The sequence below is a fragment of the Oceanobacter sp. 3_MG-2023 genome, assembly GCF_030688925.1.
Lineage (GTDB): Bacteria > Pseudomonadota > Gammaproteobacteria > Pseudomonadales > Oceanobacteraceae > Oceanobacter.
Genome location: NZ_JAUYVX010000016.1, coordinates 76834 through 95238, shown reverse-complemented (window position 1 = coordinate 95238; position 18405 = coordinate 76834). Strand labels below are relative to the sequence as shown.

The following is an 18405-nucleotide window of genomic DNA, read 5'->3' as shown; positions in this document are numbered from 1 at the left end:
TCTGCCTTAAGCCTCGATTTTTTGGGGAGGCATACAATTTGACGTTGTTCTTGAGACTAATAATAGTCACAATGACAGCATGCTGTCATCTTTCTGCTGTAGATTAACTTACTCTGCAAAAGGGAATTCGAGTGAGTTGTAATTCAGGCTGGACAGCCCTGGTTGCTGTGACGCCTGCCCAAACTGCTTGCTGAGGAAATATTAATGAATCGTTTTTTTACTATTCTGATAACCACTTATGTTTTGTCTGGGTGCTCACAGTCTACCGAGAGCACGGTCGAGGCAGCCTCTGATGCTGCTCGCTGGGTAAAAATAGAAAACCTGGTCGAGGCTACAAAACCCGGCCATGAGTTGACCGGGACAGTCAAAGCGCGCCACGAGGTCGAGTTGGCTTTTCAGGTTGGAGGCAAGGTTGATCAGCGGCTGGTCGATGCTGGGCAGTCTGTTAAAAAAGGGGAGGTGCTGTTCACTCTCGATCTGCGAGACCTGCGCGAGTCTGTTGTGACTGCACGTGCCAACCTGAGGGCAGCAGAAGCAACGCTGAAACTTGCTGAAAAAGATCTGGAGCGTGACTATCAATTGGTAGATCAGGGCTATACCAGTCGGCAGGAATACGAGAGGGCGTTACTGACCCAGGAAGAGACGCAAGCGCGTCGTGATGTTGCTGAGGCCCAGCTGTCCCAGGCCTTGAATATGTTGGAATATGGGGTACTCAGAGCAGAGAGCGACGGCATTATACTGGATGTGTTTATCGAACCGGGAGAGGTGGTCAGTGTGGGGCGGCCAGTTGCAAAACTGGCTAAATCGGGAGAGCGGGAAGTTGAGGTGGATTACCCTTCTGGCGCATATCCTCCAGAGCAAGGAGGGTTACTGCATGACGGAGAGGCCATCGCACTGACGCGGAGAGAGATGGCCGGGGCGGCCGACCCGGAAAGTCGTACCTGGAAAACACGCTACACGATAGATCAACCACTGTCAGACCTAAGGTATGGCCAGCTTGTCAGAACACGGTTCCTGGTCAGCAACGATTCAATACCACTTTATAAAATGGCCATTTCTGCTCTGGATGAACGTGGTGAGACCCCCTTTATCTGGACAATAGTGGATGGCGAAGCAGTGCCGCTCAACGTTGATATCCAGCGTATCGACAAAGATCATGCCTGGGTCACTGGTTCAACTCTGGAAGAGGGACTGATTGTTATTTCTAGCGGTACACACCTGCTCAAGCCCGGCATGGCAGTGCAATCACTTGATGCCAGGGGGGCGTGATGGCTTTTCCCAATCTCTCCAGAATCGCTGTGCGAGAAAGCTCGGTTACGCTCTTTTTTATTACGCTTTCCTTGGTTGCAGGCCTTTACGCTTTTACGTCTTTGGGTCGGGCCGAAGATCCTGATTTCACGGTAAGAGTCATGATGGTGACTGTTCTGTGGCCGGGTGCTGCCGCTGATGAATTACAAGATAGTGTGGTTGATCGGTTGGAAAAACGCATTCAGGAAGTGGAGGATTTGTACAAAATTGAGACAACGGTGCGGGCGGGGCGGGCCGACTTGCAGGTTGAGTTCCAGGATTACACCGACGCCAAGCATGTCCCCGATCGCTTTTATCAGGTCCGGCGTCGCATGCAGGATGAAGCATCCCAGTTACCGGACGGGGTTATCGGGCCTATCGTAAATGAGGACTTCGGTGATGTGTATTTCACCCTGGTTGCGCTGACGGCATCAGGTGTCGCGCAGCGAGAATTGATCCAGGATGCCGAGGCGATTCGGGACAGGGTACAGCGCGTTCAGGGAGTTGAAAAAGCCGAGATTTTAGGTGAGCGATCAGAACAGGTATTTGTTGATTTCGACATGACGAAGTTACAAGGGTTAGGAGTGTCTCTTACCGATATTATCGAGGCTATTCAAGCCAATAACCGACTCTTGCCTGCGGGCCATATTTCCACGGCAGGCCCTAAAGTCTACCTCCGCCTGGACGACGATTTATCGAACCTGGAGGCTTTGCAAGAGGTACCTGTCCGAATTGATGAACATCTGATCAGACTGGGTGATATTGCCACTATATCCAGAGGGTACGAAGATCCTCCCAGCTATCTCATTCGCTCATCCGGAGAGGACGCTCTACTGATAGGTGTGGTCATGCGGCGTGGAGAGAATGGCCTGGCGTTTGGTAAACGGTTGAGAGCATTCTGGGAAAATGAAAGGGTAATGCTTCCTCTGGGAATGGAGCTTGACCTGCTGACAAATCAGGAAGAAGCCATTATCGGTGCGGTCAACCTTTTCCAGGTTAAGTTTCTGGTTGCCGTGCTCGTGGTGATGGCCGTTACAATGCTGGCGGTTGGCCTGCGGGCCGGGATCGTGGTGGGAATTGCTATTCCAGTCACTCTTGGACTCTCATTTATTGTGATGCTCGCAATGGGCATTAACCTTGATCGTATTACACTCGGGGCGCTCATTATTGCATTGGGGCTGTTGGTTGATGATGCCATCATTGCCATCGAGATGATGATTGTGAAGCTGGAAGAAGGATGGGACAAGCTACTGGCGGCGTCTCATGCCTGGAATGTGACCGCCGCTCCAATGCTCTACGGGACTCTGGTAACGGTTGCCGGTTTTGTACCTATAGGATTTGCCCGCTCCAGTGTCGGTGAGTACGCAGGCAACATTTTCTGGGTATTGGCCATTGCGTTGTTACTTTCCTGGGTGGTTGCCGTTGTGTTTACTCCTTATCTGGGGGTGAAAATCTTGCCAGATAACCTGTATCACAGCTCTCATAGCAACAAGGAAGCCTATTCCTCACGTCCCTACCGTATGCTCAGGAAGCTTATTATCGGCACCCTGGCGCATCGAAAAATCGTTGTTCTGAGTACGTTTGCATTATTGTTTATATCTATAGTGGGCATGATTGGTCCAGTCCAGAAGCAGTTTTTCCCCGTCTCTGATCGTCTTGAGGTGCTGGTCAGTATTTATCATCCACAAGGCACTTCGATTGAAGCCACCGACGCTACCGTCCAAAAAATAGAACGACTGATGGAGGGCACCAGCGGCATCAAGTCCATGTCGGCTTATATTGGAGCAGGGGCTCCCCGGTTTTTTATCTCTGCCAGCCCGGAGCAGCCGAACAGTGCTTTCGCCAAGCTGGTTATCGTGGCAGAAGACATCGCAGCCCGAGACGGCTTGATCCGATTGATTCGTAACCGGGTAGCGGCCGGTGATTTTCCGGAGTCACGAGTCAGAGCTGAAACACTCCTTTACGGCCCACCGGTTGACTGGCCAGTCAGTATTCGAGTGATGGGGCCAGAGGCCAATCAGCTGCGTACTATTGGTAAAAAGGTGAGAGATATTATCGCGAGCCATGCCAACACTGAAAACAGTCATCTGGAATGGGATGAACGCACACCTGGTATCGATATTCGCTTCGACAAAGACCGGCTCCGGTTGTTTGGCTTGACGCCAGAAGAAGTTGCTTATCAGCTGCAATTTCAACTATCCGGGTTGGCCATTACAACGTTAAGGGATGGTATTCGATTGACCCCGGTGGTTGGTCGGGCCAAGGCAGAAGATATTACACAGATTCAGAATCTTGAAATTGTCAGTGAAGAGGGGCGACGCATTTCATTTAACCAGGTTGGCAAAGCGGAGGTCGTCTACGAAGAACCTGTCATCCGGCGTTATAACCGGGAACCGTTTGTGGCGGTTAATGCTGATGTTCGAGGAGCACAGGCCAAAGATGTTACGGCCGACGTATGGGCAGCGCTAGCGGAGTTGCGCGCACAAATGCCAGTTGGCTATTCTTTGCAAATCGGTGGTTCAGTTGAGCAATCCTCGAAAGGCGAGCACTCCATTCAAGTGCTACAACCCCTTATGATCGTGTTGATGCTTGTTTTTGTGATGCTGCAGATGCGCTCCTTCAAAGGTACGCTGGTGGTGATATTGACGGCCCCACTGGGTTTGATTGGTGCTGTGGCCGCGCTGCTGATCTTTAACCAGCCATTTGGCTTTGTGGCAACGTTGGGGATTATTGGTCTCGCCGGTATTCTGATGCGTAACACCCTAATCCTGACCCAGCAAATTTCAGATAATATGAAAGAGGGCATGCTGATTCGAAGTGCCGTCATTGAAGCGGGTGTGCAGAGATCCCGGCCCGTTATTCTGACCGCTCTGGCTGCGGTGCTGGCGTTTGTACCACTGACCATCGATAGCTTCTGGGGCCCGCTGGCTTACGTTCTTATTGGTGGCGTTTCACTGGGCACCTTGGCCACGCTGGTATTTGTACCGGCGCTTTATGCCATATTCTACCGAATACCTGATAGCGATTATTCGTAGGGCTGGCCTTGGCCAGCTATCCCATTGCCACAAGGTTGATCGGCACCGGCCCTTGTTATAGCCCGCAAACAAAAACACTGCTGGCAGGTGCAGATCTTTGATTATCAGGGGAATTACCGCAAGGCAACCGAAGTATAGAAGTGTAGTAGGGATGCCCTCTGTGGCGGTTCGTAACGCAGGGATACGGACAGCGCCGTTCCCTGTGAACGATACGGCAAACATGACGTTCTTTTTCTCGAAACCCAGCAGAAAGCGGAAGCTTCCTCTGTCTGCTGCATCCGTTCCGTTGGGTTATTCTAATAACTCGCCTGCAGTCGTTACTGCCGCTGTCGCGCAGTTGCCAGCCATAACTGATCTGGGCGTTGAGGTTGGGAAATAACGGGTAGCGCAGGCCGGTTCCCATGCTGTGCAGCACAAAGTGCTTTTCTCCTGCCAATGGGTTGGTATGTAATCCCCCCAGAATATATCTCACAGTCGCTGATAGACTGGGCCAACAGAAACCGGATTACTCTGATCTACATTCAGCCGGGCAAGCCCACTCAGAATGCGTACACCTCCAGCCAGGCTACGAAAGGCAGCTTAACCCTCTACTCAAACGAGCGATTAAAAATGAGGGGATTACATCACCTCATCATCGCTCGGTGCTGGAAGTTTCCCGAGAAGAAGGCATCTCTGATGCCGACGTTATCCGTAGGTGCGTACTTTAACGCCTACCATAACCGGAGCGCAGCGTAGCTTTTTGGCGTCCGTGTTTATGGCATTGTTATAAGTCAGTTTTTTCATTTTCCATTGAATCCCAAAACTCACTATCGAGCTTTTTGATTTCGATGGTTTGCTCGATTTGAAGGCCAACACCATATTCATAGAGGTACGCAGCCAATTGCGAACCATCAATAAGGATTAGAGTTGTAGACCCATTTAAGCTACTGGCATATGTTGCCGCACCTGAAGAAAATGAAGATGTTGTTATAAAGACACCTTTGTTGGACTGTGCAACAGCTAATGCGCCAACAAATTTTTGGATTTCTTCTCTGCCAACACTATTGTTTTGAGCATAGCGTTTAGCTTGAATGTGAATTCGGCCTAGACCGAGAACATCTTCTTTTATAATGCCGTCTATACCTCCATCATTTGTGTATGACGTTACGGAACCAGACTGCTTAATTTCACCACCATAGCCCATTTTTTGTAGAAGCATTACAACCAATTTTTCAAATTCGCGCGGCGTTTTACTTAGAATGGTGTCAATAATTTCCTGGTATTTTGATTCGCGGATTTTCTGTGCCGAAGAATATAGCTCTTCCTGTGGGGTTAGGCTTTCATTGCTTACTGCTACGTCAGACTCTTTAGTGGGTTTGTTTTTTTGTTGTTTTACAATTTTTGCTGCAATGAAATTGTTAATTAATTTCGGCGTTTTCAGTTTCTCTTTGCCTAATTCGCTAATTTCATAGACACCACGTTTGGGTTTATTGAGAAGCCCAGCCATATTCATATAGCTGAGCGCCCAACTGATACGATCATAGAAAATTTTCCCGTTTCCAGACTCGTATTCCTCTTGTAGTTCTTCGTTAGTTAGCTCGAAGTGCTGTGCTAAAGGTCCTTCAAATTCCTTTAACTTTAACTGCCCTCGCTCGGACAATAGAGAAAGGGCAGGAACTCGAATTTCATCATGCTTTGGAATTGTCACTGTGCTTCCTCTGACTTATAACGCCGCACTAAGCGGACTAAAATTGTGGATTAAAATGTGTAGCGAAGCGAAACCTACTGTTTTAGTTCCGTTTAAGTGCCTTGTTAAGTTTATTTTAAATAAAGCTAATAAAACCAAGTGCCACTGAAATTATACCTAACCAAGTAGCTAATCTAATTATAATTTGCGGGTGCCCAATTGTAGCTCTGAATTTCCCAAATAAGTGATTTGCTGGTTTTATAGTTAAATTACAATACTCATTTGTAGCTGTTATACCTAGCTTATTACGGTACCAAGAGTTTAGAGTAATAACTGCTTCATTTTCAGTAAGTGGATAAGTCCGGCCAGTTTTGTATTCTTTACGGTAGTTGTGATCTATTTGCAAAGCCTCACAGAACACTTTTTGTTTATTATTATTAGTAATCTCGATGATTGAACGACTAGGTACCTCTGGATGCGTAATCCAAACCCATCCCTCATTCATATCTGACTTTAATGAAACATACACTTTATATGGCATAGAACTCCCAGAGAAACTTAACAGTTTATTTATGCGCCTGTGCGTTTTTCTGTTTTAACGTACGCATTAATTCTACGCCAAAAGCGCAAAACTATTGAACTTCATAGGGTTACGCTAACAGCAACCGAAAAAATGCGCAACTTCTCTTGGAGATACGAGCATGGATTTTATCTTTGACATTATTATACTGTTTATACATACAGCTATTTCGAAGGGAGTAGAACCATGGGTAAAGTCCGTTTTTGAACCAGATCTCTCGTTTCATGCGGCTGAATGGATACAGCCTTCGAACAGAAAAAACTTACCTCTATTGGATCAAAGCCTACATACGCTTTCAGCAATGCCAACTGTAGTGGTCTACTAATCCCGGACGCGGCACATAGGGCGAGAATAGGCCTTCCTTCCTTGAATTATTCCTGTCACTAAATATTTTTTCTTGCCTAATAGCGACATTATTTGGTCGGTTTCATTCTCTGTGGTAATTGTCTACAATGCGCACTCCGCAGGAGAGAGTCAGCCGTTAAATGCTGGCCGCCGAAGGCGCAAACTCCCATAAACGCTCAGGCCAAAGTACTGCGGGCCAAGCAGATTGCCATCTGGAGAGAGGTTACTTTTGTAGCCCACCGAAGGAGCAAGCCAGCGGTCAGGTCCGTCTGGTCAAACTCTCAGGAACAAAGGACAGGGGGAGGGGCACGGATAACACAGGAGTTCTGTGTGCTCACTATTATCTATCTTGTTGCTATTACAGCTGAAGCAATGTCTGGCGCGTTGGTTGCCGGGCGTCGTAATATGGACATGTTCGGGGTGGCTTTTATTGCGTTTATTACTGCTCTGGGGGGCGGCACCGTACGCGATATTCTTCTTGGCAATTTTCCAGTCAACTGGACCCAACACCCTTCTTATATCTATCTGACCATTACTGCTGGTCTTTCTACCATGGTGCTTGCGCGCTTTATGCATCGCTTGCAGAAGCTGTTCCTTGTGCTGGATGCCATGGGCCTGATCGCCTTTACGATCATTGGTTGTAACGTTGCCCAGCAATTGGATTACGGTCTGCCGGTGGTCATTATGGCTGGCATTATTACTGGTGTATTTGGCGGCATTTTACGAGATATCTTCTGTGATCAGACACCGCAAGTGCTGCAGCATGAGCTGTATGCCAGTGTGTCTCTGTTGGTCGCTGTCCTGTATCTGGTGTTGCAACATTATGATGTGAATGAGGATATGACTCTGCTTGTGTCATTCAGCAGTGGCCTGGTTATGCGTCTGGCGGCTATCTATTGGCATTGGTCGTTGCCGGTGTTCCGCTATGCGCCAGAACGCTGGTAGCAGGCCGTCGAATCAGGCCGAGTCACGTGCCCCCCACTCTTGGAGTCAGTGAACCCAGGGCTTTTGGATAAACAGTGAGCCAGCAGAATTTTGCTTGTTGGCTTTCTGCGGCTATTCAGAAGGGTGGGTGTCCAAGTTGTCTCTTTCCAGATTGTCTCTGGCGAAGCCGTTTAGCGACTGCAGACAGGGTGGCCGTTAAGCAATAGTGGCCATTGAGGTGAGGATATTGAATCTCGGTGAGTACGAGCCAATGCAACTCCAAGCACTCACCAGCGCCACGTTACCGCCAACCCAAAGCAGGCTGACGCCGAATATCGATGATTTGGAGAAGTCTTTCAGAGTATCCTTAGCTGAACCTAATAGAAGGAGCTGCCCTGTTTAAGGTGTGGTTCGAGAACAGCTGCAGCCGCTTACGAATGGACTGAGACGAATATGTGCGCCACCGAAACCAGAATTGATTCCAAAGAAAAAATCATCATCGACTTGTTTGCACCTAATGTACCGGGGAGTACGGAAGATAAAGATTTTATTCAGCGAACCTTACGTGACCAATTAGTAAACAGCATACGAGAATCTTTGAAGGCTGCAGCCGAAGACAAGCCTTCGGAACTGGAGCGGTTTGTTGATGAGTCCGGGCGCAATGTTTATTTTGTGGATGGTACGCGTGGTGCTGGTAAAACTACATTTATCAACAGGGTGGTTGAGCACTTACAGAAGAAAGAGCAGGGAGAAGACAGCATTGAATGTCTGCCTCCAATTGATCCAACTAAGTTGCCAAGATCAGAACCGATTTTGGTTACAGTAACCGCTCGTTTGAATTATGTGGTTTCAAAAAAATTCAAAGGCTGTTGGTCATCAGATAAAAACAAACCGAACAAAGAAAAGTGGCAACAGCAACTTCAGCAACTGGAGCGTGGATTACGTTTATTGAATGATAAAGAATACAAACCAGAATATTTTAGTGAAGCTCTACAGTTGAATGCTCAACTTGAATACTCCATGGGTGGGCAGGATCTATCGGCCATCTTTGGGACGTTAGTGGAGTTGGCATGTGATATTTTGGAATGTAAAGCAATTCTTATTTCATTTGATGATATTGACACTCAGTTTGATACAGGCTGGACTGTGTTGGAGTCGATTCGAAAATTCTTTAATAGTAATAGATTGATAGTTATAGCAACAGGAGATCTTCGGCTTTATTCACAACTGATTCGGGGTAAACAATATGAAAATTATAGTCAGGTTTTATTGGAGCAGGAAAGTGAGACAAAAAGAACTGCAGAACGTGGATATATGGTCGAGCACCTTGAACAACAGTATTTGTTGAAGATATTTCCAGTTCAAAAACGAATTCAATTGAAAAACATGCTCCAATTGGTTGGTGAAAAAGGACAAGAATTAAGTGAGCATGAGGAAATACTAATAATAACAGATTCGGGTGACTCTGTAGGTATCCGTAAGGCGTTGGAAGATTCTGTTCGTGATGGTTTGAATATTAGATCTTATTCGGATTTGAATATTTATGTTGATGAGATGCTTAAACAACCTGTGCGTCTGTTAATGCAAGTTTTGCAAGACTATTACACGAAAATAAGTACTGGTGTGGATAAGCCTTTGCTTTTTCGCAATGCTTTATATGGCGCGATGTTGAGTAGTATTTATAGGGCTGGTTTAAATTATGAACAACATCGTTTTGGAATGGATTCTATTTGTAAGGATGTATTTATATATACTCGACAGGATCAAGATCTTAATACTGGATTTTATCTGAGGCCACAATCAGACTCTGAAGCCCTGAGGAATTGTTCGATATATCTTTCTGCTCAGGTTGGAGCTATTTGTCAAAGGGATTTGTCCAAAGTTCTTCAAATGCTTTTGGTTGGGTGTGGATCTATTAGCATATTTAATCAATTTGTTATGAATTTGGGGGTCTCTAAAATTCAAGGTCAGACTGATGATCAAATAGCTAATAGCTATGTCTCATATATGTCGGTAGGACGTAGAGAGAGCGCTACTCATTGGGCAAATCGATGCTGCGCTGTTATATCTGGTTATGGTAGTATTGGTGTCTTTTTAGGAATGGTTCAGTTAAATCGCAAAGGTGGCAAGAAAGCAGATACATATTCGGCATTTAAGTTGAATCAGGAAAGTGGTTTGGCGAAGGCTTCCATGGCAGCATCTTTGAGTTCTGTATCTGGAAGTAATTTGACAGACTATACAAGTGTTTTTAACTTGATTGGTGCGATTTCTGATTTGTCTTCTTCATATGTAGGAGAAGGCAGGAAATCCAAGTTCGCTTCATTTGTGAAGTCATTTAATAAAATAATATCTCAACCTACTTGTATTGTTCCGCCTTGGAAAAATGAAGCAGAGTTAGCAAAAATGAAAAGCAAAAGCAGCACTAATGATAGAGCCCGAAAAGATGATTCGATAGATGAAGAAATGTTTGATGATTATGATGATGATGAATACAAAATTTCTTTAAGTGTAGATGGTGAGTTCAAAGAAGCTATTGAGTCTCTTGAAGAATGGGTGAAATATGTTCATGAACATCAGAAAAATATAAAACCATCTTCTATACTTATTGGTAAAATATGGACACGGTTGTATTTTAATCTTAATAATATTGCTGACAAACATAGAGTAAGACTCCACCGTGATGCTGATGGCGGTGCCATGGCAAGTCAGTCTAACGCTGCCAAAATCATGCGATTTAATGTATTGGCTTTTCTTCATGCCGTCTTGGTTGAGGAAGATTTATATCATGCTGCAAGTGAAAAAGAATATCTTGGAAGTGGCCTTCGATTGAATCCTGTGACCTCTGTGGATGTATTTACTGAAAAGCTTGAAGAAATCAATAAAAATTTTTGCGATGGAGATTCATGGGTTGGTTCTCATCCAATTTTTTATTTTCTGATAAGATGCCCACTATTACACCCATTTTTATTTCCTGCAGGGGGAATGAGTGTCGATACGATGCGTTCTAGCGAGCAGAAGTTTTATGACATCGTATTAAAAGTTCTTGGTGAGACTGATTTTCATGGATTAAAATTTGATGATTTAAATAATAGTACCAATAAATTAGAATCATCGTTTTCGATAAAAACATTGAACTGTGCAAGTATAGCTGGCGCCAAGTATGATACAAGCACTCCAAGAGGCAATTCAAAAAGTACAGGGGGTTCGAGTGATGATGCTCAATAAAATATTTATTTGTCGTGGCTTTTTAAATGTATTTATAAGTGGGCAGGCATGGAAAGATATATAATCAGTTCTACCCACTTGCTACACGAATTATTGAAAACCTGTTTTTCTGAAAAGATTACTGATGAGCAGGTAGAGACTTCGATATTTCTGACTCAGTATGAACTGGATAGAAATTTTCCTGATCATATTGCTAAGGCAGAGTGGTTGTCCTTACAGCAGAGCCTGAAAAGGCAACATCTATCACTAGGACCTATAGCGGCGCTACGCAATATCGCCAAAATATTCGTGAAAAACGAAAAAGATGGGCCTAAGGCAGATTTAGGTTTGTATTCAACTTGGCAGACATTGATGAGCCGGATTTCTTGCTTGCCAGTCATGGCTTGTCATCAGGTTTTTAATCCTGGGGCTGCCAATCAGCAATACAATTTCCATTGGCCTCTGTATCCGTATCACCCAGGAGTGGAAGATTATATCCGCTGTGAGCAGTTGCATGAATCTCATCAGCATCTGAATGGCAGTACTAGTGCTGAGGAATGCTGGCTGGATACTTTGGCGTCTCCGGATCTCTCTGTTAAGGAGTTTGAAAAAGCATTTCATAAATTCTCGATGTTGCGTCAACTTTGTCGCCAGGTAGATTTCTCGCTGACTCCTAAGACATTGAGTATGCGTTTGAAAATAGCAGACAATATTCGGGAGATATTATGCCGAGTTGCACAAGGGATGATACTACCAGATTGGTTATCGGCTTTGGAGCACCCTGACCAGTTAAAAGAAAACAGCTTATGGCACAAACAAGAAAATGGAACAATGGAGGAATACTTTTTTACAACTTCATGGCCATCTGATAATAAATATAGCCAGATATCTGAATACTGCCTGTTGGTTAAATTGTTCGAACGCTGGAAATATGGTGCTCCGAAAGAATTGGAACGATTGTTGTGGATCTATTTACTGATTCAAAATCAGTATTTGACGTTATTAGTACAGCGTGATGACTTCTTTGGGTTTGACCAGTTTCAGAAATACACGACTACTGAATTGCGGGAGGAAACAGAAAAGACATATTTGTCGCGTTTTAAAAATGCTCATGGTAGTGGTGAACACTCTCAAACCTTTTATCTGGAGGGGCGTTTTGCACCAAAAGATACATCAGTGAAAATGCAGAAACTGTTGTTTAGTATTCTCCGTGGATATTGGGAGTATTTGTGTTTGTATAATAATAATGACTGGCCTCACACTAACCCTCTTAGTCTCTATCAGGTTTTGGATAATCTGGAAAATATAGGTGTTGATAACCGAGTTGCTCAGTTGGCTTTAGTCCCTCATTTTATCAAACAACAACAGAAAAATAATGAGGTTTACCCATACGCGATACTATTTAAAGATTTAAAAACCAAGGCAGCTATTTTGATGGAGCTGCTACAACATGACCCTCGCTTGACTCGCTGGGTACGAGGTATTGATGCTGCCGCGAATGAAATGCACGCACCACCAGAAGTCTTTGCACCTTTGTTCCGTGTATTGTCGCGAGCTGGAATCAGTCATATTACGTATCACGTCGGTGAAGACTTTCCTCATCTTATCAGTGGGGTTCGTTCAATTGATGACGCCATTCGATTTTTGCCACTTAGAAATGGTGATCGGCTGGGGCATTGCACGGCAATCGGCATCACTCCCGCTATCTGGAAGCGGTCGCTACCACCCAAGTTGGCAATCACGAAAGAAACTCGCTTGCTGGATTTGGTATTTATCTGGAGGGAATTGAAAAATCATCCTGAATTATTACGTTATGCTCATGATGCTGCAATGCAGGCAGTGCAACTGGCTCAGGAAGTTTTTGGGTTGGAAGAAGAAATATCAATCACTACACTGGATCAGCTCTTTAATTTGCGTGATTTACTACCTGAAGCTGAAGGGTTACTTGGTGAGATTGATGGACCTTTGCAGCCTGCGTCCTTGTGGACAGAAGAACATGAACGTGTGCATGAATGTTTGCGCTTAACTTATATGAAACGGCCATTAAGGTTGTATAAGGAATGGCTTAGGTCTACAGAAATTCGTGAACAGCGGCAAGAATATATTGATGTTGATATGACAGCTCTACCTGATAATGCTTTAATTGTATTGCAACAGGCAGTCATGGCAAAACTTGCCCAAAAGAATATTGCCATTGAATGCCCACCGACCAGTAATACTAGAATAAGCCAATACCGTGACGTAAGTGAGCACCATATATTTCGATGGATGGGGTTGCCTGGAGAGGCGATTGACGGGGATATATCCATGTCTATTTGTCTAGGGTCAGATGATCCTGGAGTGTTTGCTGCTGATTTGAAATCCGAATTTTATCATCTGTTTGTTGTATTGACGGGAAAATTTGGTTTATCCGCTACAGAAGCATTAAGGAAAGTAGCGGAAGTAAATGAAAACGGCCGGATTTACCGATTTCATTTGAATTAGGATGACTTCATTATTTGGGTGTTAGCACAGTGTCAAGTAATGGTGTATATGTTATCAAATATAGAATTCGATATTAAATCCAATATTCTTGTCAATAAGCTATTTGCTGATTGTATTTATATTTTCGGAAAAATTCCTATATAAAACTTTCTGTATGAATAAAAAACCCATATCTGCAGCGCAAATATGGGTTTTTTAAAACACTCAACCGATTATATTAAAGATCCAAGTCTTCAATAATATAGACGGTGTTGGCATCAATCTCGGTTTGCCCTGCGTCCAGATATTTTTGTTCCAGCACGCCGCTGGTTGACCAGGTTGCAAAGTCATCATCATTGATAACAGCAATGGTTGAATCGTTAATCAGCCACATGCCTTCAAGCTTGTCGTGTGGGTATTGAACTTCTGCCACCAAATCAACCAGGAAGGTTTTGGTAACCGGTGTAATGGTATTTAAACCTGTCCAGCCTTCATTCAGTACAACTTCTTCCAGAGTTTGTCCGTCTTTGGTTAACCCAAGCTCGGCATCCTGAACCCATGATCCTGAATCGGTAATGCTTTCCAGGTCGGTAGCGTTACTGATATCAATTTTATACAGGTATTTCATGGCGCTGGCATCGGAGGCGAAGAAAGCACCATCACGTTCGATCACAACAAATTCAGTGGCGCTGAGAGCAACAATACCCGACTGGGAGTTTTGTGTTTTCTCCTGGCGGTAGAGGTACTGCGCCACGCTGCCTGTTTCTGTATTGACTGTAACAATACGCACGATATCCAGGTCTTTTACTGCGCTGCTTGGGTTATACATGGTGGATTGCATGATGCCGACCAGTGTTTTTTCATCTGGTGTTACGGCTAAACCTTCCATGCCGCGATTGGCTCGGCGATTGGAAAATTCTGCAGGCAGATTGATCGATACGCGGTCATCATCGGCAAAGGCATTAATACGATCGATTTCATTACCGTCAGCGTCGAAGTGAACCATGTGTGGGCCATATTCGTCGCTTACCCAGAAGGTACCATCAGAAAGCGCGACCATGCCTTCGCCATCCAGTCCATAATCATCCAGCAGGATAGGATTGGTTGTTTCATCGTAAGGCTGGCTCATATCTTCACGAAGTACTTCGACAGTGCCATCGTCCAATACGGCGTAAGGTGTTTCACCGGTACCGCCTAGCGCGGAGTTATTGGGCAAGCCGGTGATTAAGGTGCCGTCTGGACGTTTTAATAGAGTTTCCTGGATCAGTTTTACATCGCCATTGTCCTGAATTTCAAATAAGCCGATGCGTGGAGTGTAATCTTCTACCGGGAATATTTTACCGGTACCCTGGTCGCCAGTGTAAACAGCGTTTGGTCCACGGTCGGTCAGGGCATAAAACTGGCTGGCATTGGTTGGGTGCTTAACCATGTCGGAGCCGTAGCCGCCATTACGAATCTCGAACAGAGCGCCCGGTTTTGCACCGTCTTCAATGTCGCTACGTAATACGGTGTAGGGTAATGTCGAGCCATTGACACCAACGGTATTTGCGTCGCAATCATACGTTGTCTGAGCCACTTCGCTCTCTGACAGGGTGCCATCGGCATCGGCATCCAAACCGGATTCGATTTTTACACCGCCAAATACACATTCATTATCGCCAAATGCAACCAGCTCATGGTTTACCAGACTGTTGAAACCTTCGTTTCCATTGTCGCCGTCATCTCCGGCACATGCAGTCAGCAAACCGAATACAGTTAATGAAATTATCCTTTTCTTGAACATGTTCTGATTCCTAGGGTGTGAGAAATCGACGCATGGTAGTGACGGGTTCTTACAAATAAACGACATATTTATTACAAATATAATTATAAATATATCTATTTGACATCAAGATTTAATATAGCTCTGAAGTTGAATTTTCTGTGCAGTTTGTTTTTTATAAATCGCCATAAATGCAAACAAATGGTCAGATTTGTCATATTGGCTTTATTGGTCTGAGATATTTGAAGCGGTATTAAGGAATATGGTAGCCATTTTGTCTTTTATTTGTGCTGGTCAGGGTTCTGTCCGGTTGTGAATATTTTCGGCGTTATCTGCGAGATATCTGCTGGCATGTCTGCGTTTGACAGCAGGCATCTCGCTTTTGGGTTTGGGGTCCGGTCTGGATTGGGTCTGGATTGGGTCTGCTGCCATCGGTGGCCGGAGTGGTTACAGCCAGAGCAGAGTCAGGCAATGGCCCGGCGCAGGGTGCTGGAAGGTGATTCACCAAACAGGGCGGTGTAGTCACGGGCAAAGCGGCCAAGGTGCAAAAAATGCCAGCGCATGGCTGCTTCCGTGACGGTGATGGTGTGATACGGAGGGTGAAGCAAGAGTGCGCGTACCCGGTTAAGACGAAACAGGCGCAGGTAGGTATTGGGAGACATTCCCAGCTGAGTCTTGAAGCTGTATTGCAGGGTACGTTCACTGACACTGGTTTCGCGACACAGATCGACAATACCTGGGCTGGCGTCGGCATTGGGTACCGCTTCCAGATAAGTACAAACATGATGCACCAGCCGGACAGCCCGACGGCGGCTACTGATGCTGGAGTGCATGATATCCGGCTGCGGCCGTGACGACTGCAACATCATCATCAGGTTGTCGGTGAGGTAGCGTTCTATACCCGCAGGGGTCAGGCACGGCTGACCGAGGCTTATGTGGTGCAGCAACTGGTTGATATGCTGATCCAGCTGAGCCTGTCCCGGGGTTTCAAGGCACGTCAGCTCAGGGGTGTCGGGGCTTTCCCGGCGCTCAGGGTCAATAATCATCATCTGTTGCTGAAAATGCTCCTGATCGAAGCGAAAATACACCGTTTCGGCTTCACCACCGACATGCACATCCGCCTCGGTTCCGGCAGGGATCAGAAACAGCGCCTTATGGTTGGCCTGATATTCAGAGACCCGGGCGGTATCGAGGGTGCCGCGGACATAGGAAAGAGTGCAATATTTCTTATCCATGGTGAAACGTTTGTGCACGGTGCAGTTCTGGCGCTCGATCACCATCTTGATGCCCGGCAGATTGAGTTCCTGATAGCGCCCGGCATAGCGACCGCTGCTGACCTGATCAATTGAAATCGGTAGCCAGTCTTGTACCAGCGCCTGCTCCGACGCATCTTGCACTGCAAGATTCTGGAAGTGTATATCAGCGGCTGTGTTCAAGCCGTGGCGAGTCGCAGCGAAGGGCTCTGTTGATGTAATGAGTGCCGGGGTGAGAGCGGAATCATGACAGTCCATAAGCATTGGGGTCGGGTGATGAATGGGTGTTTTCAGAGTAATGGATAAGTCATCTTGCCCGTAAAATCGGACGGATTTTGGACTTTATGGAAAGGCTGTGAAGCAGCCGGAGAATATTGCGTAACCATTCTTTTGGCTGATGTGGTGGGTGTTTTTTTTCCTTATATTCGACAGGTTTTGCCAGTCTTTAGTCTCAGATATATCAGGCCCGGTTATGGCGCTGCCCAATCCGGTTTTATATCGAATACCCTGGTTTTTATTGTTTATATTGTGCGTCGGTAGTGAGTGCAGCCCATGGCCAAAGTGGCCTGGGCGGGAATATTCGTGGCGAGAGAAAGGCAGATGACCGATCGCGGTCCGCGGAGCGTATGGCGCGATGACCTGAAGCTGGAACCAATGCAGTTCCAGTGGCTTGCCACAACCGCGTGATGTTCATGCCAATCGCCTGACATCGTGACGCAGTTGTGTTGAATAGGGGGCCGAAATCCGTTTCAACCAGCTCTAAAACCTGTTTGTTGCCAGCGCTCGGGCGATTGATTGCCTTGCTGGACTTGTTCGGGTGTTCTGGCGACGGGTTATCGCATTACCCTTGCCAATATTACAAGCATGAAACAGGCCAATGCTTTATTTTTTGCCACGGTGCCCATAATAACGGCAGGATCGCTTTCTGAGCGATATTGCATGTGTTATTGGCCGCGGATGACACACCAAAAAAGGGCAATGCAGTTAGTGCAGTGCCCTTCAGGGAGGCAGGTGATTTGCGGAATCTATCGGTTTGCGCCCCGTATGGCGATCACCGCAGGGATGATCACCGGGGCCGCAAGTTCCTGTTCGCAAATATCTATTCGGCGGGGTCGCGGTGAATGGCGTAAGGCCCCCAGGCCTGGCGGACGGGGACGATTTCCATGCGGTTGATGTTCATATGTACCGGCAGGGCGGCGATATAGGCGACCTGTTCGGCAACATCATTGGCGGTTAATGGCACGGTGTCTTGATATACGGCATCGGCGGCATCGGCATCTCCGGCGTTACGTACCAGGCTGAATTCGGTTTCGGCGATACCGGGTGACAGGTCGGTAACGCGTACTCCGGTGCCTTGCAGGTCGCAGCGCAGGTTAAAAGAAAACTGTTGCACAAAGGCCTTGCTGGCACCGTAGACGTGGCTGCCCGGATAAGGATTGCCCGCTGCGGTGGAGCCGATATTGATAACACTGGCTCCAACACCCCATTCGATCAGTCGTGGCAGTACCGCGTGGGTGACGTTGACCAGGCCGGTGATATTGGTGTCGATCATGGTGTGCCAGTCGGCCAGGTCGGATTGCTGCGCCGGGCCGGGGGCCAAGGCCAGACCGGCGTTGTTGACCAGTAATTGAATACCGGCAAAAGCGTCGGGTAGTTCATCAATAGCGTGCTTGACGGCGTCGGCATCCCGTACGTCCATTTTCAAAGCCAATACGGGCGTAGTCGAAGACAGTTCGTCGGCGAGGGCGTCGAGGCGTTCCTGACGACGACCACAAATAATCAGTGGCCAACCTTGTGCGGCCAAATGGCGGGCACTGGCGGCACCGAAACCGGAAGTGGCTCCAGTAATCAAAGCTACACCTTTCATGCAAATATCCTGTTGTCTG

Annotated in this window: 11 protein-coding genes and 2 riboswitches; of the genes, 6 read left to right on the top strand and 5 right to left on the bottom strand. The window is 46.4% G+C overall.

The features are described from left to right. Positions 1–204: 204 nt before the first annotated feature. Together Q8W32_RS14675 and Q8W32_RS14670 are read left to right on the top strand one after the other, a co-directional pair. Positions 205–1269 carry an efflux RND transporter periplasmic adaptor subunit gene (locus tag Q8W32_RS14675; RefSeq protein ID WP_303431042.1) on the top strand — a complete coding sequence of 355 codons (1065 nt, stop codon included), beginning with the start codon at positions 205–207 and terminating at the stop codon, positions 1267–1269. Then, on the top strand, positions 1269–4322 hold the full coding sequence (locus Q8W32_RS14670; RefSeq protein ID WP_305415480.1) for an efflux RND transporter permease subunit: 3054 nt from the start codon (positions 1269–1271) through the stop codon (positions 4320–4322). The genes Q8W32_RS14675 and Q8W32_RS14670 overlap by 1 nt, the downstream gene beginning before the upstream one ends. A 763-nt stretch (positions 4323–5085) precedes the next feature. On the opposite strand, the gene Q8W32_RS14665 is transcribed toward Q8W32_RS14670, so the two are convergent. Next, a complete protein-coding gene (locus Q8W32_RS14665; protein ID WP_305415479.1) occupies positions 5086–6009 on the bottom strand; it encodes a restriction endonuclease in 924 nt (307 codons plus the stop codon). Positions 6010–6124: 115 nt separating this feature from the next. After that, positions 6125–6529 (bottom strand): hypothetical protein, encoded by a 405-nt coding sequence (locus Q8W32_RS14660; protein ID WP_305415478.1) that lies wholly within the window; start codon positions 6527–6529, stop codon positions 6125–6127. 242 nt (positions 6530–6771) lie between these two features. Between Q8W32_RS14660 and Q8W32_RS14655 the strand changes: the two genes are divergently transcribed. From Q8W32_RS14655 to Q8W32_RS14640, 4 genes are all read left to right on the top strand, one after another. Continuing rightward, positions 6772–6882 (top strand): phage integrase N-terminal SAM-like domain-containing protein, encoded by a 111-nt coding sequence (locus Q8W32_RS14655; protein WP_305415477.1) that lies wholly within the window; start codon positions 6772–6774, stop codon positions 6880–6882. Positions 6883–7022: 140 nt separating this feature from the next. Next, positions 7023–7115, top strand: a riboswitch (glycine riboswitch). Beyond that, a riboswitch (glycine riboswitch) is annotated at positions 7116–7221 on the top strand. It abuts the riboswitch before it with no gap. A gap of 22 nt (positions 7222–7243) precedes the next feature. Further along, positions 7244–7858: a trimeric intracellular cation channel family protein gene (locus Q8W32_RS14650; protein WP_305415476.1), complete on the top strand. Its 615-nt coding sequence runs from the start codon at positions 7244–7246 to the stop codon at positions 7856–7858. A gap of 432 nt (positions 7859–8290) precedes the next feature. After that, positions 8291–11062: an archaeal ATPase gene (locus Q8W32_RS14645; RefSeq protein WP_305415475.1), complete on the top strand. Its 2772-nt coding sequence runs from the start codon at positions 8291–8293 to the stop codon at positions 11060–11062. 48 nt (positions 11063–11110) lie between these two features. Then, positions 11111–13525 (top strand): adenosine deaminase, encoded by a 2415-nt coding sequence (locus tag Q8W32_RS14640; RefSeq protein WP_305415474.1) that lies wholly within the window; start codon positions 11111–11113, stop codon positions 13523–13525. A gap of 217 nt (positions 13526–13742) precedes the next feature. Here Q8W32_RS14640 and Q8W32_RS14635 read toward each other — a convergent pair whose 3' ends face one another. From Q8W32_RS14635 to Q8W32_RS14625, 3 genes are all read right to left on the bottom strand, one after another. Next, positions 13743–15287, bottom strand: coding sequence for an esterase-like activity of phytase family protein (locus tag Q8W32_RS14635; RefSeq protein WP_305415473.1), 1545 nt, complete (start codon positions 15285–15287; stop codon positions 13743–13745). A gap of 443 nt (positions 15288–15730) precedes the next feature. Next, the gene (locus Q8W32_RS14630; RefSeq protein ID WP_305415472.1) at positions 15731–16663 is read right to left on the bottom strand and encodes a helix-turn-helix domain-containing protein; all 933 of its coding nucleotides are present in this window, start codon (positions 16661–16663) and stop codon (positions 15731–15733) included. Positions 16664–17618: 955 nt separating this feature from the next. Next, a complete protein-coding gene (locus Q8W32_RS14625; protein ID WP_303434709.1) occupies positions 17619–18386 on the bottom strand; it encodes an SDR family NAD(P)-dependent oxidoreductase in 768 nt (255 codons plus the stop codon). Positions 18387–18405: the final 19 nt, after the last annotated feature.